Source organism: Bradyrhizobium sp. KZN70725, assembly GCF_055264925.1.
The window spans coordinates 44,152-58,637 of record NZ_JBUYWT010000050.1; the positions used below are offsets into that span (position 1 = coordinate 44,152).

General features: G+C 58.0%; 13 protein-coding genes. 4 read left to right on the forward strand and 9 right to left on the reverse strand.

All coding sequences use genetic code 11. The annotated features are described in order from the left end of the window. The first annotated feature begins 139 nt into the window (after positions 1-139). The gene (locus ACZBJS_RS32740; RefSeq protein WP_463439773.1) at positions 140-1,951 is read left to right on the forward strand and encodes a S8 family serine peptidase; all 1,812 of its coding nucleotides are present in this window, start codon (positions 140-142) and stop codon (positions 1,949-1,951) included. 153 nt (positions 1,952-2,104) lie between these two features. Here the strand turns inward: ACZBJS_RS32740 and ACZBJS_RS32745 are convergent, their stop codons facing one another. The 9 genes from ACZBJS_RS32745 to aepX all read right to left on the reverse strand — a co-directional run bounded on the left by ACZBJS_RS32745 (position 2,105) and on the right by aepX (position 12,478). Next, positions 2,105-3,625 (reverse strand): DUF2235 domain-containing protein, encoded by a 1,521-nt coding sequence (locus tag ACZBJS_RS32745; protein ID WP_463439774.1) that lies wholly within the window; start codon positions 3,623-3,625, stop codon positions 2,105-2,107. Between the two features lie 1,207 nt (positions 3,626-4,832). Then, entirely contained in the window at positions 4,833-5,966 is a 1,134-nt protein-coding gene (locus tag ACZBJS_RS32750) for an NAD(P)/FAD-dependent oxidoreductase (RefSeq protein ID WP_463439775.1), read from the reverse strand. 26 nt (positions 5,967-5,992) lie between these two features. Then, complete coding sequence (locus tag ACZBJS_RS32755) at positions 5,993-6,790, reverse strand: SDR family NAD(P)-dependent oxidoreductase (protein ID WP_463439776.1); 798 nt, start codon at positions 6,788-6,790, stop codon at positions 5,993-5,995. A 51-nt stretch (positions 6,791-6,841) separates the two neighbouring features. After that, the gene (locus ACZBJS_RS32760; protein WP_463439777.1) at positions 6,842-8,389 is read right to left on the reverse strand and encodes a hypothetical protein; all 1,548 of its coding nucleotides are present in this window, start codon (positions 8,387-8,389) and stop codon (positions 6,842-6,844) included. A 232-nt stretch (positions 8,390-8,621) separates the two neighbouring features. Continuing rightward, on the reverse strand, positions 8,622-9,227 hold the full coding sequence (locus ACZBJS_RS32765) for a CDP-alcohol phosphatidyltransferase family protein (protein ID WP_463439778.1): 606 nt from the start codon (positions 9,225-9,227) through the stop codon (positions 8,622-8,624). 7 nt (positions 9,228-9,234) lie between these two features. After that, positions 9,235-10,029: a phosphocholine cytidylyltransferase family protein gene (locus tag ACZBJS_RS32770; RefSeq protein WP_463439779.1), complete on the reverse strand. Its 795-nt coding sequence runs from the start codon at positions 10,027-10,029 to the stop codon at positions 9,235-9,237. Between the two features lie 45 nt (positions 10,030-10,074). Beyond that, complete coding sequence (locus ACZBJS_RS32775) at positions 10,075-11,262, reverse strand: pyridoxal phosphate-dependent aminotransferase (protein ID WP_463439780.1); 1,188 nt, start codon at positions 11,260-11,262, stop codon at positions 10,075-10,077. 12 nt (positions 11,263-11,274) lie between these two features. After that, complete coding sequence (locus ACZBJS_RS32780; protein ID WP_463439781.1) at positions 11,275-11,502, reverse strand: hypothetical protein; 228 nt, start codon at positions 11,500-11,502, stop codon at positions 11,275-11,277. Positions 11,503-11,512: 10 nt separating this feature from the next. Continuing rightward, positions 11,513-12,478 carry a phosphoenolpyruvate mutase gene (gene aepX / locus ACZBJS_RS32785; RefSeq protein WP_463439782.1) on the reverse strand — a complete coding sequence of 322 codons (966 nt, stop codon included), beginning with the start codon at positions 12,476-12,478 and terminating at the stop codon, positions 11,513-11,515. 757 nt (positions 12,479-13,235) lie between these two features. Between aepX and ACZBJS_RS32790 the strand changes: the two genes are divergently transcribed. From ACZBJS_RS32790 to ACZBJS_RS32800, 3 genes are all read left to right on the forward strand, one after another. Continuing rightward, positions 13,236-13,445 carry a transcriptional regulator domain-containing protein gene (locus tag ACZBJS_RS32790; RefSeq protein WP_463439783.1) on the forward strand — a complete coding sequence of 70 codons (210 nt, stop codon included), beginning with the start codon at positions 13,236-13,238 and terminating at the stop codon, positions 13,443-13,445. Next, on the forward strand, positions 13,345-14,043 hold the full coding sequence (locus ACZBJS_RS32795; protein WP_463439784.1) for a DUF2285 domain-containing protein: 699 nt from the start codon (positions 13,345-13,347) through the stop codon (positions 14,041-14,043). The genes ACZBJS_RS32790 and ACZBJS_RS32795 overlap by 101 nt, the downstream gene beginning before the upstream one ends. 224 nt (positions 14,044-14,267) lie before the next feature. After that, the coding region (locus ACZBJS_RS32800) for a hypothetical protein (RefSeq protein ID WP_463439785.1) at positions 14,268-14,486 on the forward strand (219 nt) is incomplete at its 3' end.

Here is a 14,486-nt window from a genome sequence, read left to right on the forward strand (position 1 = left end):
AACGCCGTTCCCGAAAATAAGAAGTCTTGAAATTGCGTCGGGACGAAATAGTCTCCGAGCCTTCATACAACTTGCCGTAGAACGATCGATCGGTCAATATCGAACGTGTCCTCACCCACCGGCCATTGCGAGAAGCAACATGACCGTCATCGATCCGCATTTGCAATGGATTTACGACGACACGCCGGCCCGCGAGCGGGCAATGACACGCGTGCCGGTCACGTTCGAATGGCATGGCGATCCCGCCGAACTCGCGGCAATAGGGATGCGCCTGCACGCGACCGCAGGTGGCATCATCTCGGCCGATATGCTGCTATCGAGCCTTACCGAGGTTCACCGCCTGGGAATCGAATATATCGAACTCGCGCGCTCGCTTTACTCGCCGCTCGACGTCAGCCGATCCGATATCAAGGCCAACCAGCTTCAGCCCGTGATCGGAAGCGAGGCAGGGCGGGGGGTGATAGTTGGCATCGTGGATACGGGCATCGATTACACGCATGCGAGCTTCCGCAAGCCGGATGGGAAGACTCGTATTCTCTCGATATGGGATCAGCGCCTCGAATCCGTGCCGGCGCGACCAGGCCGCCCGCCGCGGTTTCCCGCGGAGGGCTCGCCCGGGAACAACGTTGACGGTACGGCTCGGCGTGGCGTGGAATTCACCGAAGATGCCATAAATCGCGCCTTGGCAGCCGGTGGTCGGCCGTTGCGCACCAAAGACGTGCGTGAGGAGCCGCATGGAAGCCATGTCATGGGAATTGCTGCGGGCAATGGCGCAGCTTCGTCCGGCAGCCCCGCTACGGCGTTCGTTGGAATGGCTCCGGCAGCGGACTTGATCGTTGTCGCAACCAGGTTCGATGCCCCGGGATTTGCGCTGATCCGGCAAGGGATCGAATATATCCAGGAACGGGCGAAACAGCGCAACTGTGCTTGCGTCATCAATCTGAGCCTGGGGGGATCTTTGGGTGCACGAGACGGCCGGAGCTTCGATGAAAGGGCAATTGATGCGGCGCTGGGAGCCGAAGGGCGCGCCATCGTGGTCTCTGCCGGTAACGATGGAAACAAGAACAAGCATGTTCGGGGCAGGATTGCGCGCGGTGCGACGGATCGGATCACTTTCCGCATCAATGACAGGCAGATCACCAAGAGGATTGATATTGAAATCTGGTACGGGCTGAAGTCGACCGCAGAAAGATTCGATCTTACGATCACCGATCCGTCAGGTGCCTCGATGTCGCTTGCGGCAACTGACGACCCCATCCGGGGCACACTCGGACGATCGACGGCAAGTCTCGCATCCAGCATTGCCATACCTCGCCATGACAAGAACCGGATCAGCATAGTCCTTCAGTCGAATGGTCCGAGAATCGCCCCTGGAACATGGTCGATTACATTGAAGGGTACTATCGTGGGAACCGGAGCTGACGCCGGCATATATCACGGCTATCTGAACGCGCCAGGACGCAAGGGCATTCCTCCAACCGCGTTCACTTCCTTGCAAACAAGCGCAGCGAGTACGGCCAGCATTCCGGCAACCGCTCTGAAGGCTATCTCGGTCGGAGCATACGTCACGAAGCCGTCTGCCGATCTGCACAAGCCCGCCGCCTTCTCGAGCCAAGGCCCCACACTGGATGACCGCCAGTTTCCCACTCTGTGCGCGCCGGGCCAGTGGATTACCTCGGCAAGAGCGATCAATGCGAAGCCGAGCCCCGAGAATGATGTTGCCGGCAAGCCATTTACGGCCATGAAGGGGACCAGCATGGCGGCTCCGCATGTCGCGGGTGTGGTCGCGGCGATGCTGCAAGTGAAGCCTGCGCTCAAGCAAGATGAGATCGCCAAGCTTCTTGTTGACCATGCCGACGCACCGTCAACGCCAATCCCCAACACTTGGGGGCATGGACGCGTCAATGCGCTGAATTCCGTTACTGCAGCGAAGGCACCGGCCGGTAGCTGATCGGAACGCGGCCGGACCAACAGAGACGCTCCACTCGGCTTAGCGCCCAAACGATGCTTATGACAGCTGCTGTTCATGGCCGATCGCAGTCGCCGCCAGTCTGATTCGTGCACTTGAAGAGGCACGAGAGCAGGTTAGCATCAGGCGCACGGTCTATAGGCGGCCAACATGGTTGGCCTTCTGCCATTTGAGTTCGAGATCGTCAGCGACGTAGTTGGGCGGCTGTGCCGTGCTTTGATCGAAGTAGTGCTTGAAGTCTACGTGGGCTTTCAGATTGTCCGGACGATACTCGCCAATCCGGTCATATAGCAGGACTGATCCTGACGCGAAGCGCGTGTAGACGGATTTGTGCATTGGTGAGGTGGATGCGCCTGTTTTCGGGTCCACCGGGAGGTGACGCACACCGGCCTTGAGCCATCCACCCGCCTGTTCGTTGTGCTGAGGACCAGCGGGATCAGGCGAAAGCCGCAGCACGCTGCCGTCATGCTTGAGCCCATCTGGAATCAGGGATGCGCCCGCGACCATCCAGTTCAGGGCTACATCCGACAGACGAGCTTCGTTTTCCAGGTAGCCACCGCCGATATCAGCGTGGACGCCGGGAAACCATACCTGCTCGAAATACAGGTTGCCCAGCGCGTCGCGTTCGTCCTCTTTATCCGCCGTCGGCGACCAAGGCACCCTCTTGAAATCAGCCCGGTTCTCGTCGATCGAAATTGCATGCTTGGCGTAGCCGACATTCCTGTTGAGCGTGGTGTCATAAAATTTGTGTTTGGGCGGTGCAAGATGCAACGTCAGCATCCGCTTCCAGAAACTATAACCCGGCAGAGGCGGCGCGATCTTGAGATAGTTCATGATAAAGGCGATTACCGCCGCAGCCACTCCGAGGTAACTCAGGATACGGGCGGCCAGCCCGGCCCGAGGGAAAACGGGTTCGAGCAGGCCGCCGCCCCAATGCAGACCGAATAAGAGCGCAATGAAGAAGACCACCAGTGCCGGCCCAAGATACTTGTGCCCGAGAGCCGCCACCGTATCGAATACGCCGATGAAGTACGGAAATACGTTGGCCTGCTCGGTGCGTCCGACGGTCTGAGAACAGCCATGTATCTTTCTGAATTCCGCAGCGATTGCGTCGCGGGTTTCAAGCAGGAATTGGCGGTAGCCCTTGGTATCCTTGCGGCTATAGGACGGGCAGAACTGATAGACGTTCTTGACCGCGTGCTCGGCGAGCTTGTGGATGCTCTTGGAGTCGCGGCGTAACGGGGAGCCGTCAGACAGGTTACGCGGGATGCCGCACGATGACATGACGCCCGCAACTGAGCGCACAGTATAAGCGCCGCGACTGAACCCGATCAGATAGATGCGATCACCTTCTTCGTACAGGCTGATGATTGCCGCGTAGCAGTCGACAATGTTCCGGGTGATCCCGAGCCCCGTCGCCATGCTGGCCAGATTGTACAGCCAGCGCATCCAGCCAATCTTGAAGTGACCACCATCGGATGCGGAGCCAAGTCCGGCATCGTAAAAGGCAACCTGTTCGGCTGGTTCAACCTTTGTGTCCGGGCCTACGCGGCACGCTCGATAGAGCTTGTAGACGTTGTTCGTCCTTGCTTCGTCGAATTTGATGCCGCCGGCTTGACCTGTGCCGTCGGAGAAGATCACGATATTTTTTGGCATCGTACACCATTCCCCAAAAGTACCCAAACAAACCGACCCATATCATGGAGGCAGCCGACAAATGCATCATCCGGGCCTACGACGCGCTCAAATCCTGCGCGTACCAAGCGAGGCTTGCATGCAACGTTCGCGCGTTCCTCCGCGGAAGCCGCTCTTACAGGATAGCCTGGTCGGCGGGGACGCTTGCCCCAGCTGGTGAAGGCTGAAAGATCGCCCCTGCGAAGAGGATAATCTGGATCGCGTCTTGTTTGGAGGGCCGTCTACCCAGCTTCGCTCCCTGAGGCGGCCAAGCCAGCGACGTGCCAGAGGCGGACGTCGACGAGTGAGACGCATTACGCGTGAGCTCAGGGATAGAGCTGATAAAAGAGCGAGTCGATGCGGTTTCTGATTTGCTGGCGAACGCGGAAATTTCCTCGGCGCTAGTATTGTCGGCCTGCGCTGCGGTTCGTCGAACGGATCGTTTGTAGTTAGTCCCTACCCCCATCAAATGGATGGGTTGGTTCCAACGAAAGAGGCCACCCAAGTGGCGGCCTCCTGGTTGTTTGTGCTTGGTGTGCGTTCAAACTCGTCTGAGGAGTGACCCTTCTGGTCAATGAACGCTCTGCTTAACCTGACCCCTTAAAACACCAAGGTAGAGCCGGAAGGTGCAGGAACCCGTTCTGGCGACCGGCATTCAAAAGACGGAGCATTGGGCCTCCTTTGGTTCTCCACCAGGTTAAATGGTAAGTCGACCTAAACTGTGCAATCCCCGCATGCCTACGGAGAACCCCGGTAGCCCTTGAAGCGGGGGATGGAAACACTTGGCGCACCATAGCAGTTGCTGTGGGCCGAACATCCTCTGCGCGAGTCAGTAGTCCTACCGAGAACAGCGGCCAGCCCTTGATTGCTGTGGGTTAAACTCGAACTAGACCCTGTCCTTCGAGCCGAGACGTTCGAGGACCACGACGGCGGTCGTGATCGATCTCATCAACCATCGGTGCGCGGGGCAAGCCGATCATGCCAGAGTCCGGCCGCGGGACGAGAAGAGGACAAAGACGCGTGCCTGCGCCGAAGACGGCTAGCTGCCGGCCTGGATCAAATTTCTCCAGCGAACCCGCGGCTGTCATCCGGGTGCAGCGCCGGTCATAGCGCCGACGGCGGTCCACAGAGCTGGATCTGCGCCTTGGCCGCAAGCTCCGTGGTCCAAGCATTGTGTCGCTCTTCACGGCTACACTGGACCAGCTGGCGACAGCGTTGGCTCGCGCCAATCGGCATCTTGCGCAATTGATCGCCTTGGTCGGTAGGCGGCCAGCTCGATCGCCTCATTCTCATCCATTATTTCAGAGGCGACGAGGCGTCCTACTAGCGGACCGAGAGTTATTCCGCCGTGCATGACCGCGACGTATATTGTGCGATCTTCGTCAAGGGCGCCAATCATTGGTCGACCATCCGCCGGCATCGGACGGACGCCAATGGTCCACTTTTGTCCCATTTCTGCGAAATTCATGATCCACTGGCTTGCGGAGCTAATGAGAGAATGGCGCTCCTCGTCCATTCGCTCATGCTCGGGTGCGCCACCAGCGACCGGAGCGACGCCGGCCAGCACGCCGCCGTGGTCGCCCGGCCTGACATGAAGCTTATCTGCGTAAACAGCTCGTCGGACATTTTGCGAGCCGAGCGAACAAGAAAGATCCACAAGAGGCCCAGGTGCTGCTGTCAACCTAAGTGGAACGAACCCGGTGGGCGTGAGTAGCGCGTTGGTATCATTGCCGGCCGCTAGCACCAGGGAATCGAATGCCTCAATTCCTGACGTAAGGCGCAGTCGTGGCTTTGACTGTAGTCTCTCAAGACCCAGTACTCGCTCCCGCCTATACTGAACCGCAAATTGTCTGGTGGATGCGTCTATCAGAACCCCGCATAGCGCTCCCGCATTCACCCATCCTTCTTCCGGAACGAGAACCGCTTCGGTGGCCGAATCAGTTTTGATAGCCGGCTCGAGCCGACTTGCGGTGGCTGGTGAAATGAATTCCACCTGACTACCGTACTTGCGAACGGCCTTGGCGTTCTGCTTGAGCTTCGTCGCATCGTTCCCGAAAGAAGCAAGCCGCAGCGTTCCAGTTGTGTGGAGGTGGCGCTCGCTTCCGAGGTCGCGAGCGATCCTGCTATGGTATTTGATAGCCTCGAGCCTGAGCGGCAGGTCGGCTTCGGCCTGGCCGAACGCATTAAGACATGCAAATGATGTGGAGGAGACGCCAGTCCCAGGTTCGCCGATATCGAAAATGGTCACTCGAGCGCCAGCCTTTCCCAGGTGATAGGCAATGGAGCTGCCAATGATGCCGGCCCCGACGACTGCGATTTTCATCAGCTTCTCCTTCCTGGAAAGTCTGCTCAAGCACTGGCGGTGAGGCCGCCATCGATGCGGAGAATTTGGCCGGTCACGAAGCGGGATAGCGGAGACGCGAAGAAGTGCACAGCGCCCGCGACATCCTCAGGCGTTGCCAATCGCCCGAGGGGAATGTTCGCAGTGGCCCGCTCAAATGCGGCCGCGTCGTCTAAAGCTTTTTCGTTCTTCTGCGTCCGCACCACGCCAGGTGCGACGCCATTTACGGTGATGCCGTGCGGCCCCAATTCAGTTGCCAGTTGTTTCAACAGCACGGCGAGCCCACCTTTTGCGGCGCAAAAGGCGCTATAACCGCGGTTTCGGACACCAAGCGATGAGCGAAGCGAAAGAAGATGGATATGGCTTCCGCCTCTTCCGGCCGATAATTGCTGAGCAGCGACCGCCTGGGAGAGAAACATTCCGGCACGCAATGTCTTCGAATAGACCTCATCGAAGGCTTCCGGCGTCACCTCGAACATCGTCTGCTCCTTGTTGAAGCCGGTGCAGTTCACCAGAATGTCTAAAGAACCATGTTGCTGCCTCAGCGAAGCAGAAAGCGAGTGCACCGCGCCGACGTCGCACGCGTCTAACTCAACACCGTGGACGGAGCAACCTCGGGTGCTCAGTTCAGCGGCAAGAGCTTGCGCCCGCTCGCTTCGTCCCGCAACGATGGTGGTCGCGCCGGCCAGGGCCAACATCTCGGAGATTGTTTTACCGATCGCTCCGTAGCCGCCAACGATCAATGCCACTTTGCCATGCAAGCTCAATGGATTTTGGCAGCCTACGTCCACCCTCTGAACGTTCATTTCAATCTCCCTCAAATTTCGGTGCGATAGTGTCCATGATCTACTGTCGAGCTATCTCGAATTGCGCGGAAGTCTTGATGCCCGAAATTCCGCGTGCCCGTATTGACCCTTGAAAACCGGTCCGAGATGTTCTTTGGCGCTGCCCCCGAGTCGGACGGTCCCACTAATGCTGCGATCTTCGGCGAGTTTTCCTTCGAAGCCATAGAACAGGGAGATAGGTATCTGCTCGTGCATAGCCTCGAAGCGGATATGTCCGCCTTGAACTTCACCGGAAAGCCGACCGGAAGAAGAACCGGTGTGATGGAATCCAGATACAAGCGTCTCATTTTGCTGGAGGTCGAGACGATGGGTCGCCGAGCCATGAAGGAATTGAACTTCGACGCGCCAACTCCCTGAGAGGTCCGTTTCTGCTGGAAGCCTCGAGCGAGGCTCAGCAATACAGCGCGGCTTACTAAATGCGTCTGCCAAAGCACGGCCAACCATCTCCGCCTCATCGTCGCGGAGATTGACGGGATCCAGTACGATTGAGGTCGGCGTCGACCAAAAGTCATGGATAAGAATGCGTGGGCGCCGCCGTAAGAGCGCAAGCCTTAGATCTTCTGCACTGAATGGAACGTCATTCTGGTCCCAGCTCACCTTGAGTCGAACAGCCGTGACAGAACCAGGCCAGGACAGCACCTCAGTCGTAACACCCGGCAAAAAATTGAGCTGCGACTCAATCCGCTTTAGGCGCGGAAGCCATTGGTCACGTTCGTTCGCGGCTGTTCGAAAATTGATCCAGCGATCGAGTGCCACGACAGCGCCCACGACCTCCTCTTTGCCGACCTTCATTGCACGGCCGAAGGCTTGGTGGGGCGCTCCGTTCCACCAGATTGCCTTGCAAAGCCGTTCACGACCAAGCACGATCGCAGTGGATTGTGGCGCCCGGATATATTTTCCGCCCGCATAAACCACGAGGTCGGCGCCACATTTGATCCAGCGGTCCGGCATTTCTGGCGAAAGCCCGGCGGCCTCGACGAGAATCGGCACGCCGCCTGCACGGGCAAAAGGGAGGACTGAGCTTATTGGCAAGGCAGACGCTGAATCCATGCGGCCAAGCAAGCAGATCATCGCGGCACTTCCGTCCAATGCCTCTGCCAGCTTTTCGACAGTGGCAACACTCACAATCTCGCCGCCTGCGATACGGATTGCCTGTTCATAGGAGAACCGCTGGTCAGAGGGGATCAGTACCTTCCTGCGCGGCCCCGATGTTTCCGGCAATCGCAACATCAATTCCGGATTGTTTCCGGCGATGCACGCCGCAGTGGCTAACGCTAGCGTCGCCGCAGTGCCGGCGGTGATCACACCCCATTCGGCGCCCGTGAGTTGAGCGAGCCGTTGACCTGCAGCGTCGGCCAGTTCGTCCATGTCCACGAAAGCTTCTGCAGCCGCGTTCATGGCCGCGATGACTTCGTCACTCGGATTGCTTGCTCCATATAGGGTGCGGACGCCGGCGCATTGAATGAACGGCTCGACGCCGATTTCGCGAAAGATCCAGCCTCGTTCGCGGCCTCGTTGACACAGATCGCGTCGTTGCAGGAGTTCAGGCCGGATGGTCACGCCAGCCACCTCGATGCAGAGACGATGCACGCCCGGATAACCAGTATTTCACGGCCAGGTTCATGATGCCGAGCTGTTTCCGGGCTTCGGAAGGCGCCACATTCAAGCAAGGCGTCATAGACCAAGCAAGGCGTCATAGACAAGGACATGGGAGGTCCTCCTATCAGGAACCGTACCACGCGCTTCGATCATGCCTGCCTCCACACGGTTCGACAATCTGCCCAAGCTGTCGTCAAAGAGACCGGCTCGCCAAGGCAGCCGAGGAAGCTGCGACGAAGATGCTGATGGCCACATACATTGCCGGGCCGGGTGAGGGCACGCGAATGGACGCCACGTGAGCGGCCGCAAGCAGCAGGAAGCAGATGTTCACGAGCCACTCGAATAATTCGGCACTGATAGAAGGCTGGAAAAAGAACAAGAGAGCCAATAGCGGAACGTCGTACGACAGGGGTACACCGAGGAAGTGCCCGTCGGACGATCGGCCGAAATTTGCAAAATAGCTTAGCCTGATTGCTCCCGCCACGAGCAGAGCAGTGGCGGTCGCGAGGGAAAGGATGGAAGCGTGGCTGAGCTGAATCACGATCGCGGAGGGCAGAACGGCTCCGTAGATAATGTCTCCGAAGCCATCAAGGCTCTTGCCCATTTTCGCAGCGCCCGGATCACGATTCGGCGTGTGGGTGGCCACGATCCCGTCGAGGTGATCTGATAGCACAGCCCAAAGCGCCACTGCCACTGACAGCTCAAGGTCTCCGGACAGAGCGAGGAATAGGCTGACGGAAGAAAAAACAAGCCCCGCCGTTGTGATGGCGTTTGCGGGATCCCAAAGGTATCTTAGCATTGGCACCTCACTGGTCCTGCTGGTCATGCGATCGGCGAGTGCCGTGCGCTGGTGAGAAGATGCGCTCTGCGATGTGCAGATCTTCGATGGTGTCGATTTCGCACCACTTGAGATCATCGCATCGCGCGGCTGTAAGCTGAAGGCCGCGCCGCTCTACCAGATAGCCAAGAAGGTCCTCAGTGTAACCCTGCCTGGCTCCGGATCCGATGATGTCATTTAGGGTTGGAACGATCGTCGTTTTGAGGGTCGCGCCGGAAAATCTTAGCAGGTTCATGGTTTTGAAAAGCTGCGGTCCGGATGGGACAATATCGGCTGCCGTTTGCTTCATTCGGAAACCCGTGATCAAGCCGTTATCCGACAGAAGGACCGTAGAGCCTTCCATCCATTCGTCGAACGGAGCTACTGCTGCGATATCGCTCGCGGACCTGATTAGGCGGCGCAATGCATCTTGCTCGAAGAAGACGTCTCCCTCGAGGAGAAGGCAATCTCCCGAAAGCAGTGCGTCACGCGCCAGCCACAGGGAATATGCGCTGCCGGTATGATCGAATTCTGTCGATTCGACGTAGTTGATGTCGACCCCGCCGAAGCGGCTGCCACAGGCATATTGGATGGCGTCCTTGCGGTAGCCGACGACAATCGTCACCTCCCCGATGCCGACCGCGTGCAGGTTCCGCAAGGCGTTATGCAGGATTGGCGTGCCGTTGACTTCGACGAGTGGTTTGGGCCGTAGATCTGTCAGCGGCCGCAGACGTGAGCCAATGCCCGCTGCAAGTACGACAGCGTGGCGAGGAAATCCGGGCATGGTACGAACCCTCATAGTTCCAAGGACGGCGAATTCTCCAGGACTTCATTTCCACGTGTTCAAAGTTGCGGACAGGCGCCGCAAGCCCTTGTCGAGTGAGCCAAGATCAACTCCATAGGAGAGCCGGACCCCGTCTGGATCGCCAAAGACCGTGCCCGAAACCGTCGCGACACCAGCGTCCATCAGCAATACATTGGCGACCTCATGGGCGTCGAATTCCGGGCCGGGCCCCCTGATGCTTCGCCGCCACTGTTTGAGATCGAGATAGAAATGGAATCCGCCTTGAGCTGGCGGTAGAGGAATTGACTTCAGCGTCGAGAGGACCGCCAGCCCCAGCGTCCGCGCTTCGCTGACCTGACGTTGAAGTTTCTGTTGGAAGGCGCCATCACCGGAGTCCAAATGATGGAGCAGTGCATGCTGGGAAATGACGTCTGGACTGCAGGCCGTATCGCGTTGTAGCGCCAGCGCGGCGCTGATGACTGCTGTTGGACCGGCGAGATAGCCGATCCGCCAGCCGGTTAGGGCCAGAGATTTGGAGAACGAATTGACGATTAGAATGCGGTTGCGCGCTGCAGGAGCCACCGAGACGAGGGAATGATGAGTGTGGGGAGCATGGGCGAAAGCCCCGTAGCATTCATCGAAGACAATCCACAGATCTCGGTCGGCAGCAAGCCGGGCAATTTCCGCAAGGGTATCGTAATCGTAAATCGTGCCTGTCGGATTGTTCGGTGTGTTGACCACAATCACTTTGGTCTTTGACGTGACCGCCGAGGCCAGATCTGAAAGCTTCGGGACGTAATCGTTGTCTCTTGTCTCGATGAAGATCGGCACTCCGCCTGCCAACCGAACCTGCGCAGGGAAGGAACTCCAATGTGGGGCTGGGATGAGTACCTCATCTCCAGGATTCAGAAGCACCATAGCTGCGATGAAGAGAGCGTGTTTGGAGCCGCTTGTAATTGCGACTTCGTTCGCCGACCAGGATTGACCAGTGTCGGCGGAAATTCTGCGGGCGATTGCGTCGCAGAGCTTCGCCGAGTTCTCTATCTCGGTATTGCAGTTATTGCGATTAATCGCGATGATCGTGCCTTCCCGCACCATTGGCGCTAAATCACTCTGGATCTCCTCTTTGGTCAAATCGATGATTTGGTCGCCGCTCGCGGCAACTGCTCTGACCGCAGACAATGCGGCAGCAGTGTCTGGGTATTTAAAGAAGGCCGTTCGCTCCGCCAGCATGCATGTTCTCCGTCAATCGGGCATGTCATCATCGACGCTGCGAGGCCAAACTTGTCCAGTGCGCAGAAGGACAATCTGCTGAAGCTGAAGAGCATGTTCATCAATCAATTGACGGTTGTCGGTGCTTGGGACTACCCAGAGGGACGAGAAACTGCTGCCGAAGCCCATCAACTTCGGTCCCAGGACGAGCTGCCAGTGATCGTGCGTCCTTGCGCCGGATTGTACGGCAGACGGCTTCATGTCGATCGTCCTACGCAATCGCTGCTGGGTCTGAATAAAACGCGTCGGGTCGCCGGTCAGGTAGGTATCGAGCTTCCGCCTGGGCCAGTTCGTCGTATCTTAGCAGTTCGAAGATCTCCTCTAGCGTTGCAATTTTGGGTTCAATGCTCGCAGTGTTCTCTTCGGTCATGATTCGATGACAGACTTGGCGCATCGCCGTTATTGCCGCTCGCATCGAGTGATTGGCCCAGATCACCGTGGAGATGCGCGCTTTGCGATACACAGAAGCTGATGTTCGGTAATATTTCGTAGGAACGATTACGACCGGTAATTTGTTCTGCCAGACGCGTGCAAACGCAAGGACCTCATCCGCGGCACTCATTCGGGAGTGTATGAGGATTGCATCGGCTCCGGCGTCAGCATAAGCGTGAGCGCGCATAATCGCCTCATCCATCCCTTTTCCGCCAATCAGTGCCTCTATCCGGGCCACAAGGACGAAGTCCTCGGCCAGTGCATCCTTAACGGCGCGCAGACGCCCGCAGAATTCGTCGACGTCGGCGAGCGGATGCCGATCGCCGACGAACGAATTCATTTTGGGAAAGCAGCTGTCCTCCAGCGTGACGCCGGCTGCGCCGCGTTGATGGAGCTTGCGCGCCAGCAGACGAGCATTGTTGAAATTCCCGAAGCCGCCATCACCGTCGACGAGGACGGGGAGTCGAGTTGAGTCCACGATCCGTTCGACAGTGTCGGCGAGTTGGCTCCAGGACGCTTCGTTCGCGTCACGATAACCGAGAGAGCAGGCGATCGACAAACCGGACGCCCAGAGCCCCTTGAAACCCGCGCGCTCGGCGATCGCGGCGGAGAGGCCGTCGTGCGCTTCCATAAGGAAGGAGAGCTGGCAGCTGGAGCATATCTCGGACCGCAACTGTTCTGCGATCGACAAATCAGCGGAACGTTCAGGGCGATTGGCTAAGATAGATTGAGGTTGATCTTGCATGCCAATTCCTTCGGGGGCTTGAACAGCTGACGTCCGCGCGGTGAAGGTGGCATCTCTCTGTCACGTGAATCAATTGCGAGGGTTGGTAGTTGACCGAGCCCCAAATTGTTGGGCCAAGACGGGCCGGAGTTAGGTCGATATTGGGAAATCTGATCGATACTGCATGCCTCCGCCGCTGCCTGCGCGAACAATAGTTCTGCGCACCCGCCCGGGTCCTCTGGATTAATCGAAGATTTGGCAGTCCGACTATGTAGAGAGCTAGGTCCTTCAGCGCCGATCGGCAGGGCATCATGTGCGACTCGTCGCCTTCTTACGAAGACCCGCGCAGAGCGCGCTCGTTGATCAATGTTGATCCTGACGGGCGAGCCAGAGCACATCAGGAGGGCCGGCTGAGGCGGACGCCTTAGCAGCCAAATGAGCCAGTCTGAGTCTGGAAGTTATGAGGCTGGTGAGTGAAAGACATTACCTGTTCTGCGTCGTCATTATTCCACGCGCTCATTTCTTCGTATTCGTACTCGGGAAGCCTGTTGATAGGCGTTGTTCCGATCCGCTGAGAGCAAGCCGCGCGTCAAGCCTCGCGATCACCTGCACCTAACTACCGAGATGGGGAGAGTGACAGTGGCTAAGCGGATGTGAGTTCATCCAAATCGAAAAAGTCAATCGTTCCATCGTGAAAATGCATCAGAAGTTGGATAGTGCGAGGCTGCAACCACAAATCGTCACAACCCTGCGGTTACCTTGCACGTGCATTCGGAGCATGCGGGGAAATTGTGCGATGTCAGGTGCCGATTGGAGATCAGAGAGCGCATACCATCAAGTCAAGCAGGCAGAAGCGGCTGACATGGCCTGGGAGTGGTTGCGGCGCGATGCTGAATATCAAAAGGACTTCAGGTCTTGGCTCAGAAGCAAACACTCCAGCGCGACGGACCACTTCCGGCGGAAGTGGGGACTTACGTTTTCCGGCTGATCCGCAAAAAGCATTCGACAAACAGGCTGTTTTCTGGTCGCCTGAGGCGCTTTCGACCGTGCTGATCGTCCGCACAGCGGTGGGCTCGATTGTGTCTGAGCAGTCTGGCCCTATGTTCGTCGACTTGGCGGGCAGCGAGCTGCGTGAAGCGCCGGACGGATGGCATGCTATCGTGCCGCTCGGTGGAGCGAAGCACCGGCTCTGGTTGACAGAACTCCCGCCGATTGGATCAATGCTGGCCGTCGACTTGCCGCTCGACCGTCACTTCGACCTTCGTTTACGGGCCGCCCATCGATTTTGGTTAGCACTCGAACGGCGTCCCGTCGGATCGCCCCCTCTTGCTCAATCGACCGGAGCTCGGGATCGGCACATCCTCGCTTTACGTGCAGTGGACGGGTGGCTGGAAGGCAACAGCTATCGTAATATCGCGCACGGCCTTTTTGGCAAGGCGCGGCTTCCCGATCGAGGTTGGAAAACACACGATCTGCGCAGCCGAACCATTCGTTTGGTCAAGACGGGGCTCCGCCTAATGCGGGGCGGCTATCGTGAGTTGCTCCGTTATAGGAACAAAGACAAGCACACGCCCCCCGAGCGCTAGTCCAAATCGCGAGTGCGCGGAATAGCAGTCGGTCGGCCTCACAGATCGGCTTCGTGGCACAATTGAGGTTGAAGCTCGACATCAATAATAAATCAGATCGCAGAGCACGAGTGGCAGTTAGGGCCGATCAATTTGCCCCACCAGTTTATCCTACCGTGAAAGCTCATGTCATGGACCTGGTTAGGGCTAGCGCAAATGCACTCCAAAGAATAAGGTCGTGGGCCGTGACTGTTGGTCATCAAAATATCTCGGCTAGCGGGTTTTCTGAGTTCATTGCTGATGCAAGGGCAGTCCCATGCGGCCTCCTGAAGCGGCGCAGCGTTCATCATTTAGTCGTTCGTGAAGAACTGGCGCCGGCGCCCGGCTTAAGCGGTGTTTCGAGCCGGGACGGTCTCGAAGAAGGCTCGGATGATGACACGCAAGAGCTCTGCGAGCCATCGCAG